This window comes from Pantoea sp. GL120224-02 (genome assembly GCF_900215395.1).
GTDB classification, from domain to species: Bacteria; Pseudomonadota; Gammaproteobacteria; order Enterobacterales; family Enterobacteriaceae; genus Pantoea; species Pantoea communis.
Genome location: NZ_OBEC01000005.1, coordinates 144,845 through 165,217, shown reverse-complemented (window position 1 = coordinate 165,217; position 20,373 = coordinate 144,845). Strand labels below are relative to the sequence as shown.

The window sequence follows — 20,373 nt, the reverse complement described above, 5'->3', positions numbered from 1 at the left end:
CTTCTTCATGGAACGACACCAGAGGAAATAAGGATGATATTGACAATGCTTAACACTCATAAAGCCTATAAAGCCTTGCAGGACGCGGGCGTTGCGGACAAGCAGGCCGAAGTCATGGTGGATATTTTTGCTGACATGCAGCAAGAAAATGCCTTAACCAAATTCGACTTGTCGCAAGCAACGGAAATCTTAGTACGAGAACAAAGAGCGACTAATCAGCGCATTGATTCTCTTGAAGGGCGTGTTGACAAGTTCGAAACTGAGGTCAATCAGCGATTTGACAAAATCGATGCAAGGTTTGACAAAATCGATGTGAAATTTGAAAAGATCGATGAAAGATTCGACAAAATCGATATGAAATTTGAAAAGATCGATGAAAGATTTGAAAAGATCGATGCAAAATTTGAAAAAATAGATGAAAAGTTTGAAAAGATCGACCAGCGGTTTGAGAAAATCGATGAAAAACTCAGCCAGCACGATGCTAAATTTAACGAATTAGATCAACGCATGCAGATTGGTTTTACCGAGCTAAAACAAGACAATGTCTGGATGAGACGCATAATGTTCACTATCGCCACCACAATGATCGCGTTTACCACCAAATATCTGTTAAGCAACTGAGCCGGGTATCCCGCCCGGCTGTCAACATGCTATTAACGCTGCGCCTGCAACTTTGCGCGCTGCGTTCCATCCTCATTGAAATTGTCTGCTGCCAGCCAGCGCTCAAAGGCCTGTTTCAACTGCGGCCACTCTCCATCAATAATGGAGAACCAGCAGGTGTCACGGCTGCGGCCTTTGTACACGATGGCCTGACGAAAAGTGCCTTCAAATTGGAAACCTAACCGCAATGCTGCCTGGCGTGAGGGCTGGTTGCAGCTATCGCACTTCCATTCGTAGCGACGATAACCCAACTGCTCCAGTGCGAAGCGCATCAACAAATAGTGCGCTTCCGTTGCCATACGGGTTTGCTTGAGCAGCGGCGAAAAAGCCACATGCCCGATTTCGATTGAACCGTGCGTGGTATCGATGCGCATCAGCGCCAACGTTCCGACGGCACGCTGAGTCTGCAGGTCAATCACCGCGAAATGCATCGGATCGCGACCCTGCTCGATCTTGCTGGCATAGGCCAGATAAGCATCCTCATCGGTGAAAGGCTCAGCAAACATATAGGTCCAGTCACGCCCGTCGCTGGCCTGCGCATAGGCAGCATAGAGTTCGCGCCCATGGCGTTCAGCACTGAGTGGTTCCAGTCGGCAGTAGTGGCCGGTAAAGGTCTCATAAGCGGGCCAACTGCGCGATTGCCACTCTGGCAAAGGTGCGCCTACCGGTTGTCCGTACTGGTTAGTGTGTTGCGTCATCGCTCAATTCCTTTGTCAGAGAATACCTGTTGCACAGCGTGCCAGTTCGCTGGCATGTTAAAAAGCACCACATTCAGTGAAATTTATGGATCCACGAAGAATCATAATGAATGAGAGTGAATTGCACAGCCTGCTACTGGCACCGTTACTTCCCGAGGGCGCACTTACGCTACAGCAGCAGCTGTTACAACGCATTAAACAAGCCATTCTGACAGGCGCACTCTCCGCAGGAACGCCTTTGCCCTCAACACGTCAACTGGCTGCCGACCTTAAGGTGTCACGCAATACCGTAACCGGCGTCTGGGCACAGCTTCAGGCCGAAGGCTTTTTGATTAGCGATCGTCAGGGCAGCCGCATCAGTCCTTTCGCGCAACCGCCATCCTCCCCTAATCACGACGTCAGCGCCAGTGACCTTCTGTTACCGCCAAGAGTGGCGCAGCTTCGCTCCAACCACCGCCCCCTAAGCCAGGAGATGGCGCTGCGGCCCGGTGTTCCCGCGCTGGCACACTTCCCGCTGGCCCAGTGGCGACGAACGCTTAATCGCGTGATGCAGCATCAGCCACAGCAGCTCCTCGGCTACGGTGATCCGCTCGGCGAGCCTGCTCTGCGTGCCGCACTGGCCCAACATCTGGCACTGGCGCGCGGCGTCCGCTGCACACCGGAGCAAATCGTCATTACCGAAGGCGCGCAGCAGGCGCTGACGTTGTGCGTGTCTCTTCTAAGCCAGCGCGGCGACATAGGTTGGGTGGAAGAGCCGGGCTATCGCGGAGCAAAAGCCGCCATGCGCCTTGGGGATATGCGCGTTGAGCCTATTCAGGTGGATGCACAAGGCCTGGCTCCGCAAACCCGTGACTGGCAACAGCGCCCGCCGCGGCTGATCTACAACACCCCAACTCATCAATATCCTACAGGCGTGGTGATGAGCGCGCCTCGTCGTATGGCTCTTCTCGCCACAGCGCGCCAACATCAGTCATGGATTATAGAAGACGACTACGACAGTGATTTCCGTTACAGCGGCGAACCGATCGCTGCGATGCAAGGCATGATGCAGCCATCATCGGTGATTTATGTGGGATCGTTCAGTAAAACGCTGTTTCCGGCACTTCGCATTGGATTTATGGTGCTGCCGCCCCAGCTATTGGCCCTGTTACGTCCGGCCTTGCATGAGTTACTGCGCGGGGGAAATCGCCCCGAACAGCAAGCGCTGGCCCAGTTTATTCACAGCGGGGACTACAGCCGTCATCTGAGCAAAATGCGTCGCCTCTATCGGCAGCGTCAAACCAGCTTGCGCGAAGCACTGTTGCTAACCCTGGGGACGCAGACGTCGTTGCTGGGCGGCGAGTGCGGCATGCATCTGGTATTGCGCCTGGCTGATACACAACAAGATGCAGAAGTGGTGGAGAGGCTGATGGCCAGCGGCTATGCGCCCGGTGCACTGTCGGGGTTTTATCTGGGAGAGGAAAAGCAACAAGGGTTGGTGCTCGGGTATGGCAACAGCAGTACCAGTCAAATCATTGCCGGCGTCGCGCGCATCGCGCAATGCCTGGACGTGAAGTAGCGGCGGCCTGATAGCCGCCGCGACAAAGGATTAACCTTTGAAGAAGATGTCGCCAGATTTACCCATCACAATTTTGCCGCTGTCGTCGGTGATCAGGATGTAGTTGGCATTGATATAAGCCCAGTGTGTACCAGGCTGCGGTGCTGGCAGGTGGCGTGGCTGCCACTCCACGATGGTGTACTGCTTTTTACGATACTCATCGGGTACCACATCACCGACTTTGTACTCTTTGTAGTCGATAATGATGGTATTCAGATCGTAATTATTTTGCCCGGCAGGGGCATCTTGCATCCCATTCTGCGATGGGCGAATCGGTGCCACATCACCGCTGGATTCGGCTGGTTCATTGCTGGCCGGGGCATCCACTGCCGGAGCCTGAGTTTGTGCGTCGGGTGCGGTCTGCTGCACCTGAGGTGGCGGTGGTACGTTATCCGTTTGCTCGCCTTCAGCCAGTGCGGCTGGAGTCAGGCTCAAAGCGCCCAGAAAAATTCCTGCAGAAAGAAGGGTGACGTGTGTCCTGCGCATTGGTGATTTCCACTCTGGTTAATTATTAACTGTCCAATCTACTGACAAGTGCAGCACGCACAAGGTTCCCCCAGCGCGTTTTGCGCGTCAAATTTCGCTACACAGCATACCTCAGCAAAAGCGACTTTTGGCGCAGTAAAATTGCAAGCAACCATGTTCGCTACTCTGCCTGATTCTTCTGTGCCAGATCCATCAACAGAGCAATACCCAGATAGTTGCTCCAGTTAAAGGCGTTCTGCAGCACCACAATGGCATTGCCATTTTGCTTATCAAATCCGATAAAGCTGGAGTAACCGCCAATGTAACCCACCTGGTAAGTGATTTTCTGATCACCATAGGTGTCTGTTACCCAGGCAATATTCTGAGACTGATTGCCATGTTGCTCGTAACCGTGATTGACCTGCGCAAAAGCCGCATTGATGGGTGCGCTGGCGTCATTTTGCAGATGCGCATCCAGATAGCGGATTAAATCACGTGCGTTGCTATACAAACTGGCGGCGGCCACCATGTTATTGCTGAATGCCCAATCCGGCGTCAACTCACCACGCGGAATCAGCTTTGGCTGGTCGCCCGCATGGCCCAGCGCACGCATCGGATAGCCACGCAGGCTTTGTGGTTTGAAGCTGCTGCTGGTCATGCCCAGGGGTTGGAACAGATTGCGTTGCGCCAGGCTTTCGATGCCCTGATGCAGACGATGCTTCAGAATATAGCCGAGCAGCGCATAGCCCAGATTGGAATACTGCGCCGCGGGTTTTGCTGGTGCGTCAAAATCAGCCAGATAGCTCAGCACTGCATCGCTATCGAGGTTGCCGTAAAAATTCTCACCGCTGCGCAGATACGCCATAAATTTCATAAACATCGGTAAATCCATATCCTGACGCGGCAGGCCAGAGGTGTGCGTGACCAGTTGCAGCAGCGTGATGCGTTTTGCATCTTCACTGAGCGGCACATCCGGCGGCAGCAGCGTAGCAAGCGTATCGTTCCAGCGCAGCTCACCGCGATCCACCAGCTCAATGATCACCTCCGCCGTTATGCCTTTGCTGAGCGATCCAAGCGCAAACAACGTATCGGGTGTGATCGGATAACGGTGTACCGCATCAGTTACGCCAAAACTATAAAACTGCGCAGGCTGGCGCTGATGGATAATCGCAATGCTGATGCCCGACACCTGCTTTTGCTGCATGTAATGCCGCACGATGTCATCGACGTTTTCATTGAAGGTCGCATGGGAGAGATAGACTTTATCGCCGACCGGCGCAGAAGTTTGTGACAGCGTGCCACAGGCGCTCAATAGCAAACTGAAGCACAACAGCAGCGATCGCGGAATGATGCAGCGCATCACCGATTATTCCTGGTGAAAGTTTTCATAGCAATTGATTTATAAGATATTTTTTATTTTTAGCAAAAAGTGCGATGGGTGTTTGTGGCGAAATATAACACAGAAGAGGTGAATCGCCACCTGCCAGAAACAGGTGGCGAGGCGGGATTATGGGTTGACCGGAATCACCGAACCTTGATAGTGCTGGTTGATAAATTCAGCAGTTTGCTTTGACTCCAGATCTTTGGCTAATTCGAGAATCCGCGGATCATGGGCCAGTTTTGGCGTCGTCACCAGCACGTTCGCATACGGATTATCTTTTGCCTGCTCCAGCGCCAGCGCATCTTTCGATGGCACTAACCCCGCCTGCAACGCGTAGTTACCGTTAATGATCGCCAGTTGCGCATCATCCAGTGCACGCGGCAGCTGTGGCGCTTCGATTTCAATGATCTTGAGGTGATGCGGATTGTCACTGATGTCTGCCGTCGTCACCAGTGAACTGGCGTTGCTGCCCTTGAGCTTAATCAGACCGCTATCCTGCAGCAGATACAGCGCACGGCTGAGATTGGTGACATTATTGGGCACCGCGACCTGCGCGCCATCAGGCAGATCTTTCAGGGATTTCACTTTATGCGAGTAAATACCCAACGGCTCAATATGCACCGTCGCCACCACTGCAAATTTCTCCCCCAACGCTTTTTCTTGATCGCGCAAATAAGGCACATGCTGGAAGTAGTTTGCATCCACATCGCCGCGCGCTAACAGTTCATTGGCGTTAAGATTTCCGTTGAGCTCAATCACCTTCAGATCGAGCTTTTTATCGGTTTGTTTGATGTGGTTGAGGATTTCGCTGTGCGGCACCGGATCGGCCGCCACACGCAAGGCAGTTGCCGAAGCATAAGTGCTTAATACCGAGAGCAGTGCCAGGGTTGCTATCACCTTTTTAGTCATGTGCTTTCCTTACTTTTATTATGATTGAACCGTGTTCTGGGCGTCGGCGTAGTAACGCGCTGCCACGTCGCGATGCGATCGCAAACGCCCTTTGAGATAGTTCCAGCCCACTTCACGCAGCAAGGGATTGGCGGGATCGCTGGTCGGCCCGTGCGCTTCTGCCGCCAGCTGCGGCGGTAATTGATAAATCGGCACTTCGGCATCCAGCTGTGCACCGAGGAAAAAGGCGATGGAAACACGCTCTTTGCGTGCAGGTGGCGATACCACACGGTGAACCGTGGCACGCAAATAACCATTGGTCGCAATCTCCAGCAATTCGCCGATATTCACCACAAATGCGCCCGGTTTCGGCAATGCATCCACCCAGTGACCCGGCATCACTTCAACCTGTAAGCCGGGCTGCTCATCCTGTAGCAGAAACGTCAGGAAGCCTGAATCTTTGTGCGCGCCGACGCCCTGCTGGCTGGCATCGCTGGCCTGGCCGGGATAACGAATCAGTTTCACATGCTCGTTGGGATGCGTGCCGTACAGTGCATCAAATGCATCTGGCGGCAGCGACAACGATTTGGCAAACGCACGCAACAGGCGCAGTGCAATCCCGGTCATCGCCTGCTGCCAGGCGTGGATCACTGGCCTGAGTTGCGGCAGCGCCTCTGGCCATAGATTTGGCCCCTGCAGACGCTTCCAGGCGGGATCGCCCGCTTGTAACGCTAACGCCACACGTTCCGCGCCAATATCAAACTGCTCACGCTGGTCGCGTTGCTCACGGGTATATTCCACGCCAGCTCGGTTGTAGCCGCGGAAATGCGGTGAGTGGATCATCGAGACACGCTGCTTCTCCTCATCCGGCAGGGCAAAAAACGCCTGGGTGATGCTTTGCACGTTCTGCAGCAACTGTGGATTGATGCCATGATTGATCAGGTAGAAAAAACCGACATCGCGCGCCGTGGTGCGCAGTTCGGCGAGATAAGGCGACTGATCAGCATCCGGGAGTTCCAGCAGTGCCAAATCCAGCACCGGCAATGTTTCTGCCATACAATTTGGTCCTTAACGCAGTAAAGTTCTGCGTTTACGCTGCCACTGGCGTTCCATTCCAGCCAATACTGTTGCGCAATATGTTATGGCGAATGATTTTTAGGAAAGCTTCAGCAATCTATATGCAAAAAGCGGTAAATCCGTGCCGCTTACCGCTATAATCGCGCCGTCAAAATTTTGCCTACCCGCACCGCACAGGAGATGCCGTATGAACCAAGGCCCGTTAACCGAGAAAGAACTGAACTGGCTGGAAGATATGCTGGAGAAATACGGCAATGAACAGTCGGTGGTGGATACTTCCGAGCTGGATGGCATGCTGACGGCTCTGCTCTCCGGCCCGAACGATATCGAACCGAGTGAGTGGCTGGTGGCGCTGTGGGGCGACAAGAAACACATTCCCAAATGGGCCAACGAGCGTGAAATGGATCGCTTTATAGCGCTGATTTTCCAGCACTTCAACGACATTGCTGAGCGTCTGGCTGATTTTCCGGATCAGTTTGATCCCCTGTTTGGCATGCAGGAGATGGAAGGTCAGGAGTTCACTGTGGTGGAAGACTGGTGTTATGGCTATCTGCGCGGCGTAGCGTTAGATCAAGATTGGGATCAACTGCCTGAAAGCCTGCAACCGGCGATGGCCGCCATCACGCTGCACGGCAGTGAAGCGGAATTGGCAAAGCGTGAAGCGTTCTCGCCAGAGGAGTTTGAGGCCAGCATTGACGCCATTCGCCCGGCGGCGCTGGAGTTGCATGAATACTGGCAGGAACAGCGCATGGCACAGCCCGATCCGGAACCCCAACTGCCACACTTCGCGGGCGAGAAAACCGGCCGTAACGATCCCTGCCCGTGCGGCAGCGGCAAGAAGTACAAGCAGTGTTGCGGTAAATAACGCCTCATCACCGTGAGAGGGCGCCAGGTCGCGCCCTCTCCTCAATCTACTTTCAATGCTGCAACTTCACTGAACCCAACTCAGGGCGTGTAGGGCGATTAGGCCCTTGTGCCGGCTTCACAAAATCTCACAACGCATTAAGAGGCGGGCTTCACCTCAGTGACCAGGGTCGGCAATTGCCATGCACCGCCAGCGCGAATCGCACGACACATGCCGGTGGTAGCATCACTGCTCTGCACGAAATCCTTGCCATCCCATACCCAGGCCGCTGTACTCCAGCAGTCGCCAATACCGCGGCCTTTCTGCGCCTCGGAAATCACGCCCTGGCTGTAATCGGAACCGGAATCGGTGATCAGCTGCGGTTTACCCTGAAATGCACGATCCATCAGCCAATAGCCATAGCCTTCGTTATAGGCACCGCGCCAGCACAGCGCGGCAATCAGCACATGCGTATCATCCACTGGCGTTAACGTGAGCGGCTCAGCGCCCTCTTCAGGTTGATCATCCGTAGGGTCCAGATTATCGCAGCTGTCGTCATCGGTCAGCGAAGCAATCAGCTTCGGCTTGAGCAACGCCAGTTCATCCGCACTCAACGGACGAGGCGCGGCTTTCTCAACTTTGACCTGCTGAATCACCGGCATTGCGACCGCCGCAGGAACACTGTTTTCAGGCTTATTGCCCTTGCGCACCAGCGCGCCAGGCGTACTCAGACGACCCTGTGCATCGTCCATCTTCAGCAGCGTGGCAAAGGCACCATTGCTGGAAAGCTCGAACGGCTCTTCGCCGCCGCGAAACTCCACTTTGCTACTGCCTTTGATGGCATTAATCAGCGCCAGCGTTTGCGCATCGGTCAGCGTCCACTCATCGTTCTCGACTTTGGTGACCTCGCCCTGCGCGTGATCATCAATCCACAGCGCCAGTGCATCCACTTGCCTGGAGTCATCATCGCCAGTATCGGCCAGCACCACGCGTCCATGGGTCGGTGCATTGGGCCCGCCCTCACGTGTGAGCAGGACTGAACCACCCGCGCCCTCTTCAGCGCTGTAACCCGCAGCGCGGCAGGTTAAGGTATTGTCGCAGGCGAGTTCCCAGTCTTTATGGCTGAAGGAGACGCCATCTTCATCTGCCAGCAATGGCACGCTCAAACTGGTGAGCAGCGCGAACGCCAGCAGCAATCGGGTTTTCATGCCATCACTCCATAACGGTAAAGGTGGCTAGTGTGATGATTTTTAGTGCGCGGGAGAAGTGAATTTTTTGCGCTGATAGGTTTTCCATGATCCTGCGTGATAATGACGCCACACCAGTGAATCGGATGCCCCGCAAGAAAATAAAACTCACTGTTTCCTCTTTTTTTAATAGATTTTTTTAATAAGTGAACGGCAACTGGCGCGCTGATATTAGAGCAGAAAAGGAGTCTGAAGTGGCATGACCGCTGGGTTGATGGAAACATCGGCGTTAACGTTTCACGTAATGAGCCACATTGGCTTGAGTGGAACGCGTTATTTGGTCAGGTATTGAACGACTCAAAGCTTGCGCACATACTCTCATCACATTCATTGAACGCCCGATGCCTTATGACAATTGCCAATATTAATCCTGCCATGCTCAGTTGGTCCCGCGAACGGGCAGGTTTTACCCTGGATAAATTGGCACAAAAGTGCGGCATCAGCCTGGAACGTCTACAGGAATGGGAAAGTGGCCAGCAACCCTTAACATTCAATCAGGCAATGGCGTTTGCTGGCAAAGTACATGTTCCCTTTGGCTACCTTTTCCTGCCCCATCCTCCCGAAGAACAACTGCCCATCCCAGACTTGCGCACAATTGGCAGCAAAGGGCCACTGCGCCCAAGTGCTGAATTGATCGACCTGCTGAAAGTTATGCTGATGCGCCAGGAATGGTACAGAGAGTACTTACAGCAACAGTTAATTGCGGCACCCAATATTAGTGGGCGTTTTACCGTCGGCAGTTCAGCTAACGCGATAGTTGAGGATATGCGCCACAAGCTTAATCTACCGGCGCACCCAACACGCGGTACCTGGGAGAGCTATTACAATGAATTGATAAAGCGTATCGAAGATCTCGGTATTCTGGTAATGCGAGCGCCTTATCTCAATCATCATACGCGTCCTTTCAACGTGGATGAGTTTAGAGGATTCGCCATTGCGGATGATTTTGCTCCCATTATTTTCATAAATCATGCAGATACACCCGGCGCTCGACTAGTTACGTTAATTCATGAGCTTGGTCATATCTGGATTGGACAATCCGGTGTTTCTGATGGAGGCACATCAACTCACAGACAGGAAGAAATCCTGTGCAATGCCGTTGCTGCCGAATTCCTGGTTCCGGCGAGTGAATTCCTCTCTTTATGGAATACCTATAAGGAAAACTGGCGCGAAAATCTTGCCCCGCTGGAAGGGCATTTTCATGTCAGTTGTTGGGTCATCGCCCGCAGAGCTTTGACACTTCAGTTGATTTCCCATGAGGATTATCAGCAATTTATCCAAGAGCAGAAACTTGCCCATCAACAGCGCAGTAAAAATGATAGCGGCGGTCCCAGTTATTTCAGAACGAAGAAGGCACAAATAAGCCCCTCTTTTTCTCGTGCTGTCTTAAGCCAGGCACTGAGTGGTCAAATGTTATTACGTGAAGCCAGCGATTTGCTGGATGGTATGCAGCCTTCCAGGCTATCAAAATTTGCAGAGGAGATGGGGCTTTGAAATATTTGCTGGATGCAAACACTTATATCATGGCGAAAAACTTTTATTACGGAATGGATATTTGCCCCGGCTATTGGGAATGGCTGGATAGACAGTTTGCATTCAACATTGTCGGCAGCGTAGACATGATCGCCCGCGAATTACGAGACGGAAATGATGAGCTATCAGACTGGGTAAAAGCGAGGCCTGCACATTTCATTGCTAATGATGATCATGATACCCAGCTGATTTTTCAGCAAATAGAGGAAGGTGTAATGAAAGCCGATTTCAATCCAGGGTCACGCGATTTATTTCTGGCAAAAGCTGACCCATGGATTATCGCAAAAAGTAAAAGCATCGGGGCTACCGTTATCACGCATGAACTTCCTCTGCCTGCCAACGCACGCAAAGTGAAAGTGCCCAATATCTGCCGCCAATTTGGTGTTCCTTGCATGACCACATTTGAGTTTTTAAGAAAGCTCAACGCGCGTTTCGTGCTGGAACGGCACGATTATTAACCGCTACTGCACGTGAAGTGATCGCGGGGCGTTGGTATTACTCATACAGCCAACGCCCTGCTTTGGCGGATTCAATCAGCATACCCAGGGTAAAGTCCGGCACCACCGGGACTTCTCGCTTATTGAAGGGATTCAGGATCTGCGCCAGTGACGGTTCTTCCGGATAGTAGGTATCAATCATAAATCCGCCGCGATCCACCTCGAATTCGCTGAAGAACTCGTCCATTAATGCCTGCACTTCTTCGCGCTCGAAGTTAAGATCGGTATCGATATCGATCTGTGGCGTCAGCGTTTTTTGTTTAAACAGATAGACGCCGTCGTAGCGACGTACTAATTCGTAGATACGCTGGTCGATTTCGTCGGTCATGATCCACCTCCTGTTAAACGAGCGGCTATTCTGCCATGCAATCTCATCCGCCTGGTAGCGTAAAAGATAGCGCGGTGCCGCTACGCTAACGCATCGGTCACAGCATCCATGGCATCCAACTCCTCACGGCTTAGCAGTTTCTCAATATTCACCAAAATCATCATACGATTATCCACCACACCCAGACCCAACAAATAACGGCTGGAAAGCGCTGCCGAGACATCTGGCGTGGGTTTGATCTGCTCGTGATCCAGTGACAACACGTCCACCACGCCATCCACGACAATACCGACAATGCGGTCGCTGAGATTCAGCACAATCACGACGGTGTTCTCATTCTGGTGAACCACCTGGAGGCTGAACCGCACGCGCAAATCTACAATCGGCACGATGACACCGCGCAGGTTGGTCACACCGGTGAGAAAGTCCGGCGCATTGGGCACGCGCGTCGCCCGGTCGCAGCCACGGATCTCCTGCACTTTGAGAATATCGATGCCGTACTCTTCATCGCCGAGACGAAAAATCAGATACTCCTGCGCTGCCGTATCACTCTGAAGCGCTTTCGATAATGTCATGCTGCTACCTCCTGTTGGCTGACACGCAGACGGTCAGCGTTTTCCTGTGGATGCGCTAAGGTTGCCAGCTCAACCACATCCAGAATCAGCGCCACGCTGCCATCACCGAGAATGGTGGCAGCAGACACGCCGGTCACTTTGCGATAGTTTTGTTCGAGGTTTTTCACCACTACCTGCTGCTGGCCAATCAGCTGATCGACCCACAGCGCGTAGCGACAGCCGGCGCTCTGCACAATCACCACGATGCCGTTATCACTCGGGGCTTGCCCGCTTACCGAAAAACGCTGACGCAGCATCACCAGCGGTAAATACTCGCCACGCACCTGCAGCAAACGTTCGTCACCCACATAGCGGTACAGCATCTCCTCCTGCGGCATCAGCGATTCCATCACCGCACCCAGCGGCAACACATAAATCTCCTCGGCTACCCTGACCAACATGCCGTCGAGGATCGCCAGCGTCAGCGGCAACAGGATGCGGACTGTGGTGCCCTTTCCCTGCCGCGATTGCACCTCCACATGGCCGCCCATCGCCAGAATATTTCGCCGCACCACATCCATACCCACGCCGCGCCCGGAGACATCGGTGACACTTTCTGCGGTGGAGAATCCGGCGGCGAAGATGAGCATCCACACTTCGTCATCGCTGAGCGTGTCGCTAATGCTCATGCCCTGCGAGCGCGCTTTGGCGAGAATTTTTTCCCTGTTCAAGCCCGCGCCATCATCCGTTACTTCGATCACGATATTGCCGCCGTGATGTTCAGCGGAGAGCGTCAGATTGCCGGTGCCCGGTTTGCCCTGGGCAATGCGCTGTGCTTTGGCTTCAATGCCGTGGTCGAGACTATTGCGCACCAGGTGAGTCAGCGGATCGATAATGCGTTCAATCAGGCTTTTATCCAGCTCGGCGGAACCGCCTTTCAGCGTCAGCTCAATCTCTTTGTCGAGACGCGAACCGAGATCGTGCACCAGACGAGGAAAACGGCTAAAAACGTAGTCCATCGGCATCATACGAATCGACATCACCGACTCTTGCAGTTCACGCGTGTTGCGCTCCATTTGCGCCACGCAGTTGAGCAACGCGTCATGATTGGCGTTATCCAATGTTTGGGTGAGCTGAGACAGCATTGCCTGGGTGATGATCAGCTCGCCGACCTGATTAATGATTTGATCGACTTTGCTAACGGCAACACGAATGCTGCTGGATTCCTGGCTGGCCGCACGCGGCGCGGTAGAAGGCGTGGGTGCCGGGGGTATAGACGTGGCCGTAGACGTGGCTGGCGCCGGAGCAGTAGAAGTGCCCGGGGACGCGGTTGGCGCCGGAGCAGTAAGCGGCACCGTAGATGTCGGCGCAGAAGGTGCAGCCAATACGGAAGCCGTGGGCTCGGGTTCCGCAGTCAATGTGGGGGCAGCAGGTACGGCGACCACCGGTTCAATAGCGATCTGCGTGTCATTCAGCACAAAACCAAGCACCGCACGAATATCGTCGGCTGGCGTAGCGGTGGCGAGCACCACTTTCAGGCTTTTCGACGTCTGCTCCTGATGGCGCAGCGATCCGAGGTTTTCCAGCTCTTGTCTGAGCAGCGTTTGTTCGCCTTCTTCGATATCACTCAGCGTAATGCATAATTCAGCTTCAGCGGCATCACCTGCTATCGCAGCTGGCTCGGCAGCCTCAAGCGCAATCTGCCGCAGGGCTTCGCAGATGTATTGAAAGCGCGCCTCATCGGGCGGCTGAGACGCGCGGTACGCGGCAAGCTGGTTTTGCATGATGTCTTTGCTCTCCAGCAACAGCTGAACCGTTGCCCGGTTAAGCCTGCGTTCACCGCTGCGCGCCTCATCCAGCAGGTTTTCCAGCAGATGGGTGGTTTTCTGCAGCGCATCAAAACCAAAGGTACCCGCCCCGCCCTTCAGCGAGTGCGCGGCGCGAAAGATGGCATTGAGCTGCTCAATATCGGGCGCGGCAATATCCAGCTGCAACAGGTGCAGTTCCATCTCTGCCAGCAACTCTTCAGCTTCACTGAAAAATATCTGCGAAAAATCATTCAATTCCATCGGAGTGTCCTTCAACAGGCTGAATGGAGGCATCCTGCAATAGGGCATCAGGGTGCTGCGCGAGGGTATTTTCCATCTGGATCTCCTGCTCTTTCATGTGGCTGAGGACAAGAATGCTGATGCGGCGATTACGCGGATCCTCTGGTCTACTTTCTTCCAGCGGCATACGGCTGGCGGTGCCAATCACCCGCAGAAAACGTTCATCCGCCAATCCGCTATGGGTCAGCACGCGTCGCGTGGCGTTGGAACGTCCCGCTGACAGTTCCCAGTTGCTGTATCCACTGACACCGCCCGCGTAGGGCAGCGAATCGGTGTGGCCGGTCAAACTGATCGCATTCGGCAACTCGTTGAGCAGCGGCACCAACGCCTCCAGAATGCCCAACATGTAGGGTTCGGGCTGCTCGCTGCCCAGCTTGAACATCGGGCGCTGTTGCGAATCGGTAATCTGAATCAGCAGACCATCCTGCGTGAGCGTCAGCAGCAGATTTGACTGGAAATTATTCAGTCGGGGATCGGTGGCAATCATCTGCTGCAGTTTCTGTTTTGCCCGCTTCAGGCTCTCCATCTGGCGCTTTAACGCATCCAGCCTGCTTTTATAGACTTCGCCCTGCTGTTTAATCAGATCGTCCCCGCCGCCGGGAATGACGCTGTCGCTGAGGCTGGCTTTGTTGCCCTGCGCCAGCGTGGTTTTTAACGGGGTGCGAAAGTAATCGGCAATCATTTCGCGTTGCTGCGCGGTGGACTGCGACAGTAGCCACATCACTAAAAAGAACGCCATCATCGCGGTGATGAAATCGGCATAAGCGATTTTCCACGTCCCCCCATGATGCGCATGTTTATGCTTTTTACGGCGGCGAACGATGATGACCGGGCTGCCGTCCTTCATGCGCTGGCGTCCGACGGCTTCATTTTGCTGGCGTTCGATTTCACGCTACGCACGTGCTCTTCCAGCTCTTCAAAGGAGGGGCGTTCGCTGGTGAAGATGGTTTTGCGACCAAATTCCACCGCAATCTGCGGCGCATAGCCATTTAGGCTGGAGAGCAGCGTGACTTTGATGCACTGCAAAATTTTGACCTGATCGCTGCTCTTCTGTCGTAGTAGCGTGGCGAGCGGCAATACAAAACCGTACGCCAGCAGGATGCCAAGGAAGGTGCCGACCATGGCGTGGGCGATCAGCACGCCCAGCTCGGAGGCCGGTCGATCGGCGGCGGCCAGCGCATTCACCACCCCCATCACCGCCGCTACGATTCCGAAAGCGGGAAAGCCATCACCCAGCGTGTTCATGCTGTTAGCCGGCACTTCCAGCTCCTCTTCGCAGGTTTCAATCTCTTCATCCATCAGCGCTTCGATTTCATGCGCATTCATGCTGCCGGCGATCATCAGGCGAAAATAATCCAGCACGAAATTTTTTAGCATGGGGTCATTGAGCAGACGCGGATAGGCGCTGAAGATCTCACTGCTTTCCGGTTCTTCAATGTCCTCCTCCAGCGACATCAACCCTTGCATGCGACTCTTCGACAGCAAGAGGAACAGCAAAGCCATCAAATCCATGTAAATCGCTTTGCTGTAGCTGCGGCCAACAAACAGCTTTACCAACGCTTTGCCCGTGGCCTTCAGCGACTTAATATTGTTGCCCACCAGAAAGGCACCCATACCCGCGCCACCAATGATCAGCAGTTCGATAGGTTGAAACAGCGCGGCCATTTGACCGCCAGCCAGCATAAATCCGCCAAACACTGTTGATATAACAACAAGATAGCCAAAAATAACTAACACGATTGCTCCTTGTATTATTGATAGCCCGCGCCAGACTGGCCACGGGCGTATGACTTTCTTGTCACTGAAATAAGGCTAGCGCCTCAGGCAATGACCGGCATAAAAGCGGCGGCGGCCTGAATGTGCCGTTGATTAACGTGGTCAACCTGAGATTTTTTACTGGCGCGTGAGGGTGGGCTGCACAAACTGCAGGTAAAGGGTTTCTTGATGTTCTCGGTGATCACCACATATCCCCCCTGACAGATCCGGCACGCTTTACGGGAAATAATGCCGCACTCAATAAAGCGAACTAACGTCCAGGCGCGCGTCAGACCTAATATGGGCTCCTCATGACTCTGACCGTAACACTGTTCCAGATAGAGCCGATACGTTTTCATCAACACGTTAATCGGCGGACCTTTTTCCGTCACTTTCAAATACAGGTAGATGTTATAAAACATCGACGAGTGAATATTCTGTTCCCACGACATAAACCAGTCTTCGGAGAAAGGCAACATGCCTTTCGGTGGTGGGCATCCACGTAACTCCTTATACAAGCGTAATAGTCGTCGTCGACTTAGAGATGTCTCAGATTCTAAAACCTGCATACGTGCTCCGAGAGAGATCAACTCCATGGCGATTTGAACGTCATGCACTTCCTGCAATAAATTTCTTTCACTCATTCTCGCCCCCTTAATCCACAGCCATAGGTTCTTTATTAATTGAATTAAGCAAATCCGTCGACAAGATAATGCCGGTGTGAATTTTCTGCAGAGCCTCAATCCGCGATTCTTTCGTGAGATTCTCAATCAAGACTTCATCATCAATGCGTAAGCGGCAAATTAATTGATTGGTCGAGGCCAGCTTCATCAATTGGGGTAACGTCAGCGCCTTCAAATTATCAGTGGTAGACTCCGATAATCCAAGGCGAAAACCTGCCGCAAATTTATCCTGTCGAATTAATTGTTGCGCCAGTAGAAGGTAAGATAAATTCATATCGTGGATATGCTGAAGATACTCATCAAAGTCAGACATTGATAACACCTTATATTTATCGTGCAAAGCAGAGGTCATTAAGAGAGGAATATCCATTCCCCATGTGATGCTGATAATCGTGTGGTCGTAGGGTGAACATTTTTGTGACTATCGATCATCCCAACAGCCGACGATTGAGCCGCATCCAGCAATGAAAAAATGATAGCCATCAGAAATTTCCGTAACAACACGTCAGAAAACCCTCACATGAAAAACCCAACTAACCAAATGATTAATAACGATAATAATATTATTAATTGTTATTAATTATCGATGATGTCCTTTTACAACTTTGCAGGTGCTGCATCACATTAGATTGCTCCATCATAATCCATTCGACTACGCAAACGTTTTATTGCCAGACTGTGAAGTTGACTCACTCGTGTTTCCGTAATGTCGAGAAGTAAAGCAATCTCGCGCATATTGAGATCATAGTGATAATAAAACTGTAAGATGCGCTGCTCCCGCTCAGGAATATAACGTACGTAGTCAGCAATACGCTCAATCAAATCCTCCTGAATAGAGTGATGCAGGGGGTTCAGCAAGGCATGTTCTTCATCAGCTTGTTCCCAAAGATCGGCATAATGCTCTTGCAATTCATCCATGGAAAAAAGTTGGCTGTTGTTATTATCTGCCAGCATCTGTTGAAAATCCCGCAGCGATACGCCCATTCGTTCGGCAATATCTCTTTCACTGGCACTGGCGCCCTGCTCCTGTTCAATTATCTGGATAACCGCAGATATCTCACGCGAATGGGTTCTGACCCGACGCGGCACCCAATCACGTTCTCGCAATTCATCGATTAACGCCCAGCGCACGCGTTGTGTAATCCAGGCGCTGAGCGTGACACCTTTCTTCGCGTCATAACTGTCAACCGCAGCAATAAATCCTATCGCACCTGCCTGAATGAGATCATCGAACTCGACGCTAGCCGGCAATCTTTTTTGCAGGCGTAACACTTCCTGCCGCACCAGATAATGGTAGGTTAGCCACAGTTCGTTTTTATCATTCAGACCGGATGCGTTATATAACCTATCCATATTGCCACCCATCTGATAGTCTTGTTATTAATTATCAGCTGAGCGTTATTATTTATATAGCGCAATAAGCTCTTAGTACCTGGGCTATTTAATCTCTTTATTTCACTAATGGGTAATACGTTAGAACGATTCCCACTGCGTATTCTCTTTTTCCGATATCAGATCCTGATGGCGGTTATTCACTTTATTGACCAAACGAGCCGGTTGTGCGGAGCCTTCATGAGTTAACACAAACTGTGCCACCAGCTTCTCCAGCGCGTCGGACTGCGCTTCTAATCCACCAGCCGCCATCGCGGCTTCTTCCACCATCGCCGCGTTCTGTTGAGTCACCAGATCCATTTCGTTTACCGCCTGCGAAATCTGGTTGATACCGGTGCTCTGCTCATCTGACGCTGAGGTAATTTCCCCCATAATCTGCGTCACCTGCGCCACCGAGCTGACGATATCCTGCATCACGACGCTGGCCTGGTTCACCTGGCGCGATCCCGTATCCATATTGCTGACGCAGGTGTGGATCAGCTGATTGATCTCTTTGGCTGCATCAGCGCTGCGCCTGGCGAGGTTACGCACCTCTTCAGCCACCACCGCGAAACCACGTCCCTGTTCACCGGCGCGTGCCGCTTCGACTGCGGCATTCAGCGCCAGGATATTGGTTTGATTAGCAATGCTGTCAATCACGCCGTTGATATCGGCGATTTGGCGCGAGCTGACGGTGATCTGCGCCATGATCTGCTCCAGACTTTGCATCACATTGCCGCCCTGCTGCGCATTGTCGCTGGCACTAACCGCCAGCTGGCGCGCGGTGTGGGCGTTGTCGGCATTCTGCCGCACCGTGGTTTTGATCTCCTCCATACTGGCGGCGGTCTGCTGCAACGAGGCTGCCTGCTCCTCGGTACGCGCAGATAGATCGCTGTTGCCCTGGGCAATTTCCTGCGCATTGGTATGAATGTGCTGCACACTCTCACGAATACTGAGAATGGTGCCGGTCAGCGACACGCGCATTTGTTCCAATTCGCTCAGCATAGTGCCGATTTCATTGGCGCTGCCGATCTCGACGCGGCGGCTCAAATCACCTGCCGCCACGCGTTTCAGTACCTCAACCGTGCCTTCCATACGACGCACCAGCGTCTTGCGCAGCCAGATACGCACACTAATCAGTAAGAGTGCCGCCAGAACGGTAACGCTGATCCCAATCACCAGCATGGTGCGGTAATTGCTCGCCGCATGGCTGACATACTCCTGATTCTGCTTAAAATTAATCTGGTTATAGCCCTCAATGCGTTGATTCAATGTGGTGCGCAACCCCAGTTCACTTTCCAGTGAACCGCGATAACTCTCCTGGCGCTGGAGCTGATCCAGTTTAATCTGCACCACGTCATACACCGCTTTAAAAGCGGTGTTCACCTCTTCGGCGACTTTGGTTTCCTCTTCGCTGTTGAACGGTGAGCTCATAAACTGCTGCATATCTTCTTCAGCGCTTTTCAGGATCAGCGCCGTGGTTTGCAGCAGCGTTGGCGAGGCCGTTTCTCCCTGCGCCTGCAGCAGCATAATGCCGTTGGTGTTAGCCAGTGCTGCACTGATGTTATAGGCAGCATCGCGCATCTGATTATTACTATACGAGGCGATCTGTATTTTATTAAAGTTCTCGTTATTGGAATAAGCGTTAAATAGCGAAAAAGTGACGGTAGAAAAGAGGACGACAGCAAACATCACGATAATCAAGCTGACCGCAGTGTAGATTTTTATTTTATTAAACATAGGATTTACTCTCGCGCTACACGATGATATTGAGAATCAGAAAGGTAAATTTATAATTTATTGAACAAGTTCATTTTTTGCATCGACTGAAAGACCATCATCGACGCATTTAACGCATATTCAGACATCTTAGAATCCATAATTAACGATGTCATGGTGCCGTAATCTGCGCCAATCGCATTTTGTACTTTGACGATGGTGTCATTGATCAAACTCTCACCGCTTAAATCGAGGCTATCAAGTTGCTGCAGATGGGTGCCCAGTTCAGCCTGCGCTTTGCCCAATCGATCCATGCCTTTGTCGACCGCCTGGCTGGCAGCGCTCAGGGCTTTCTCCAGTTCGTCTCTGTCGATAGGATCACGGCTCAACTCCGCCACCGCCTTATCCAGATCGGCAAAGATGTCACCAAATACCGCATCGCCCAGTCGGCTAACCGACATGCCAGTGCCATCTGCTACGGTTTGCTGGCGCGCTTCGCTACCGCCCTGATAATTTCCTGCCGCATCAAAGGGTGCAGTATCAGTATGATAACCCGAGAAAATATAGCGTCCCTGACTGTCGCGCGTATTAGCAAGATCAAATAAGGTGCCGCGAATGCCGGATAACTCTTTTCCCAGCGCAGCGCGGTCTTCTGCGGAATAGGTATCGCTTTTCGCCGCGATGATTTTCTCCGTCAGGCTGGTAGTGATGATACTGCCGACGCTGCTGAGAATACTCTCCTCGTGCTCCATGGCACTGCGCGCGCCGGATCGCACGCTGCGGTACAACTCCAGTTTTGCCAGCGCGTCCTGGTTTTTTACCGCGTCGGTGGCACCTTGCGGATCGTCTGATGCGCGTAACAGTGATTTACCTGCCGAGAGGCGCAAGTAAATATTGTTATTCTCACTCACACGCTGCGACATACTTTCCGCATTCTGTTTGAACATATATAAAGTGCTTAATCGCAT

General features: G+C 52.6%; 21 protein-coding genes. 5 read left to right on the top strand and 16 right to left on the bottom strand.

All coding sequences use genetic code 11. The annotated features are described in order from the left end of the window. Window positions 1-45: 45 nt before the first annotated feature. Window positions 46-621, top strand: coding sequence for a hypothetical protein (locus CRO33_RS11875; RefSeq protein WP_141399017.1), 576 nt, complete (start codon window positions 46-48; stop codon window positions 619-621). 32 nt (window positions 622-653) lie between these two features. On the opposite strand, the gene CRO33_RS11870 is transcribed toward CRO33_RS11875, so the two are convergent. After that, entirely contained in the window at window positions 654-1,358 is a 705-nt protein-coding gene (locus CRO33_RS11870) for a GNAT family N-acetyltransferase (protein ID WP_097118280.1), read from the bottom strand. A gap of 106 nt (window positions 1,359-1,464) precedes the next feature. On the opposite strand from CRO33_RS11870, the gene pdxR reads away from it, so the two are divergent. Further along, a complete protein-coding gene (pdxR, locus tag CRO33_RS11865; protein WP_097118279.1) occupies window positions 1,465-2,916 on the top strand; it encodes a MocR-like pyridoxine biosynthesis transcription factor PdxR in 1,452 nt (483 codons plus the stop codon). A 30-nt stretch (window positions 2,917-2,946) separates the two neighbouring features. On the opposite strand, the gene CRO33_RS11860 is transcribed toward pdxR, so the two are convergent. The 4 genes from CRO33_RS11860 to CRO33_RS11845 all read right to left on the bottom strand — a co-directional run bounded on the left by CRO33_RS11860 (window position 2,947) and on the right by CRO33_RS11845 (window position 6,745). Then, the gene (locus CRO33_RS11860) at window positions 2,947-3,441 is read right to left on the bottom strand and encodes an RcnB family protein (protein ID WP_034826295.1); all 495 of its coding nucleotides are present in this window, start codon (window positions 3,439-3,441) and stop codon (window positions 2,947-2,949) included. A 160-nt stretch (window positions 3,442-3,601) separates the two neighbouring features. Continuing rightward, complete coding sequence (locus CRO33_RS11855) at window positions 3,602-4,780, bottom strand: serine hydrolase domain-containing protein (RefSeq protein ID WP_176505763.1); 1,179 nt, start codon at window positions 4,778-4,780, stop codon at window positions 3,602-3,604. A 147-nt stretch (window positions 4,781-4,927) separates the two neighbouring features. Next, complete coding sequence (locus CRO33_RS11850; protein WP_097118278.1) at window positions 4,928-5,710, bottom strand: MetQ/NlpA family ABC transporter substrate-binding protein; 783 nt, start codon at window positions 5,708-5,710, stop codon at window positions 4,928-4,930. An 18-nt stretch (window positions 5,711-5,728) separates the two neighbouring features. Further along, on the bottom strand, window positions 5,729-6,745 hold the full coding sequence (locus CRO33_RS11845; RefSeq protein ID WP_097118277.1) for an isopenicillin N synthase family dioxygenase: 1,017 nt from the start codon (window positions 6,743-6,745) through the stop codon (window positions 5,729-5,731). Window positions 6,746-6,953: 208 nt separating this feature from the next. Here CRO33_RS11845 and CRO33_RS11840 point away from each other — a divergent pair, with 208 nt between their 5' ends. Next, window positions 6,954-7,631 carry a YecA/YgfB family protein gene (locus CRO33_RS11840; RefSeq protein ID WP_097118276.1) on the top strand — a complete coding sequence of 226 codons (678 nt, stop codon included), beginning with the start codon at window positions 6,954-6,956 and terminating at the stop codon, window positions 7,629-7,631. Window positions 7,632-7,768: 137 nt separating this feature from the next. On the opposite strand, the gene CRO33_RS11835 is transcribed toward CRO33_RS11840, so the two are convergent. Continuing rightward, on the bottom strand, window positions 7,769-8,818 hold the full coding sequence (locus CRO33_RS11835; protein WP_097118275.1) for a DUF1176 domain-containing protein: 1,050 nt from the start codon (window positions 8,816-8,818) through the stop codon (window positions 7,769-7,771). A 387-nt stretch (window positions 8,819-9,205) separates the two neighbouring features. Here CRO33_RS11835 and CRO33_RS11830 point away from each other — a divergent pair, with 387 nt between their 5' ends. Both CRO33_RS11830 and CRO33_RS11825 read left to right on the top strand, forming a co-directional pair. Beyond that, on the top strand, window positions 9,206-10,351 hold the full coding sequence (locus CRO33_RS11830; protein ID WP_097118274.1) for a helix-turn-helix domain-containing protein: 1,146 nt from the start codon (window positions 9,206-9,208) through the stop codon (window positions 10,349-10,351). Continuing rightward, complete coding sequence (locus tag CRO33_RS11825) at window positions 10,348-10,848, top strand: DUF4411 family protein (RefSeq protein ID WP_097118273.1); 501 nt, start codon at window positions 10,348-10,350, stop codon at window positions 10,846-10,848. The genes CRO33_RS11830 and CRO33_RS11825 overlap by 4 nt, the downstream gene beginning before the upstream one ends. Before the next feature lie 37 nt (window positions 10,849-10,885). On the opposite strand, the gene CRO33_RS11820 is transcribed toward CRO33_RS11825, so the two are convergent. The 10 genes from CRO33_RS11820 to flgL form a co-directional block, all read right to left on the bottom strand. Next, window positions 10,886-11,215, bottom strand: coding sequence for a DUF1493 family protein (locus CRO33_RS11820; protein ID WP_097118272.1), 330 nt, complete (start codon window positions 11,213-11,215; stop codon window positions 10,886-10,888). Window positions 11,216-11,295: 80 nt separating this feature from the next. After that, window positions 11,296-11,790, bottom strand: a complete 495-nt coding sequence (locus CRO33_RS11815; RefSeq protein ID WP_034826310.1) for a chemotaxis protein CheW — start codon at window positions 11,788-11,790, stop codon at window positions 11,296-11,298. Beyond that, on the bottom strand, window positions 11,787-13,838 hold the full coding sequence (gene cheA, locus CRO33_RS11810; RefSeq protein ID WP_097118271.1) for a chemotaxis protein CheA: 2,052 nt from the start codon (window positions 13,836-13,838) through the stop codon (window positions 11,787-11,789). Before cheA ends, CRO33_RS11815 begins: the two co-directional genes overlap by 4 nt. Next, entirely contained in the window at window positions 13,825-14,724 is a 900-nt protein-coding gene (gene motB, locus CRO33_RS11805; protein ID WP_097118270.1) for a flagellar motor protein MotB, read from the bottom strand. Before motB ends, cheA begins: the two co-directional genes overlap by 14 nt. Continuing rightward, window positions 14,721-15,614, bottom strand: coding sequence for a flagellar motor stator protein MotA (motA, locus tag CRO33_RS11800; protein ID WP_097118269.1), 894 nt, complete (start codon window positions 15,612-15,614; stop codon window positions 14,721-14,723). The genes motB and motA overlap by 4 nt, the downstream gene beginning before the upstream one ends. Window positions 15,615-15,697: 83 nt before the next feature. Beyond that, window positions 15,698-16,276, bottom strand: coding sequence for a flagellar transcriptional regulator FlhC (gene flhC / locus CRO33_RS11795; RefSeq protein ID WP_097118268.1), 579 nt, complete (start codon window positions 16,274-16,276; stop codon window positions 15,698-15,700). 10 nt (window positions 16,277-16,286) lie between these two features. Next, entirely contained in the window at window positions 16,287-16,628 is a 342-nt protein-coding gene (flhD, locus tag CRO33_RS11790; RefSeq protein ID WP_097118267.1) for a flagellar transcriptional regulator FlhD, read from the bottom strand. A 311-nt stretch (window positions 16,629-16,939) separates the two neighbouring features. After that, the gene (fliA, locus tag CRO33_RS11785; protein WP_097118404.1) at window positions 16,940-17,668 is read right to left on the bottom strand and encodes an RNA polymerase sigma factor FliA; all 729 of its coding nucleotides are present in this window, start codon (window positions 17,666-17,668) and stop codon (window positions 16,940-16,942) included. A gap of 120 nt (window positions 17,669-17,788) precedes the next feature. Then, complete coding sequence (locus CRO33_RS11780; RefSeq protein WP_097118266.1) at window positions 17,789-19,426, bottom strand: methyl-accepting chemotaxis protein; 1,638 nt, start codon at window positions 19,424-19,426, stop codon at window positions 17,789-17,791. Between the two features lie 50 nt (window positions 19,427-19,476). Next, the gene (gene flgL / locus CRO33_RS11775; RefSeq protein ID WP_097118265.1) at window positions 19,477-20,373 is read right to left on the bottom strand and encodes a flagellar hook-associated protein FlgL; all 897 of its coding nucleotides are present in this window, start codon (window positions 20,371-20,373) and stop codon (window positions 19,477-19,479) included.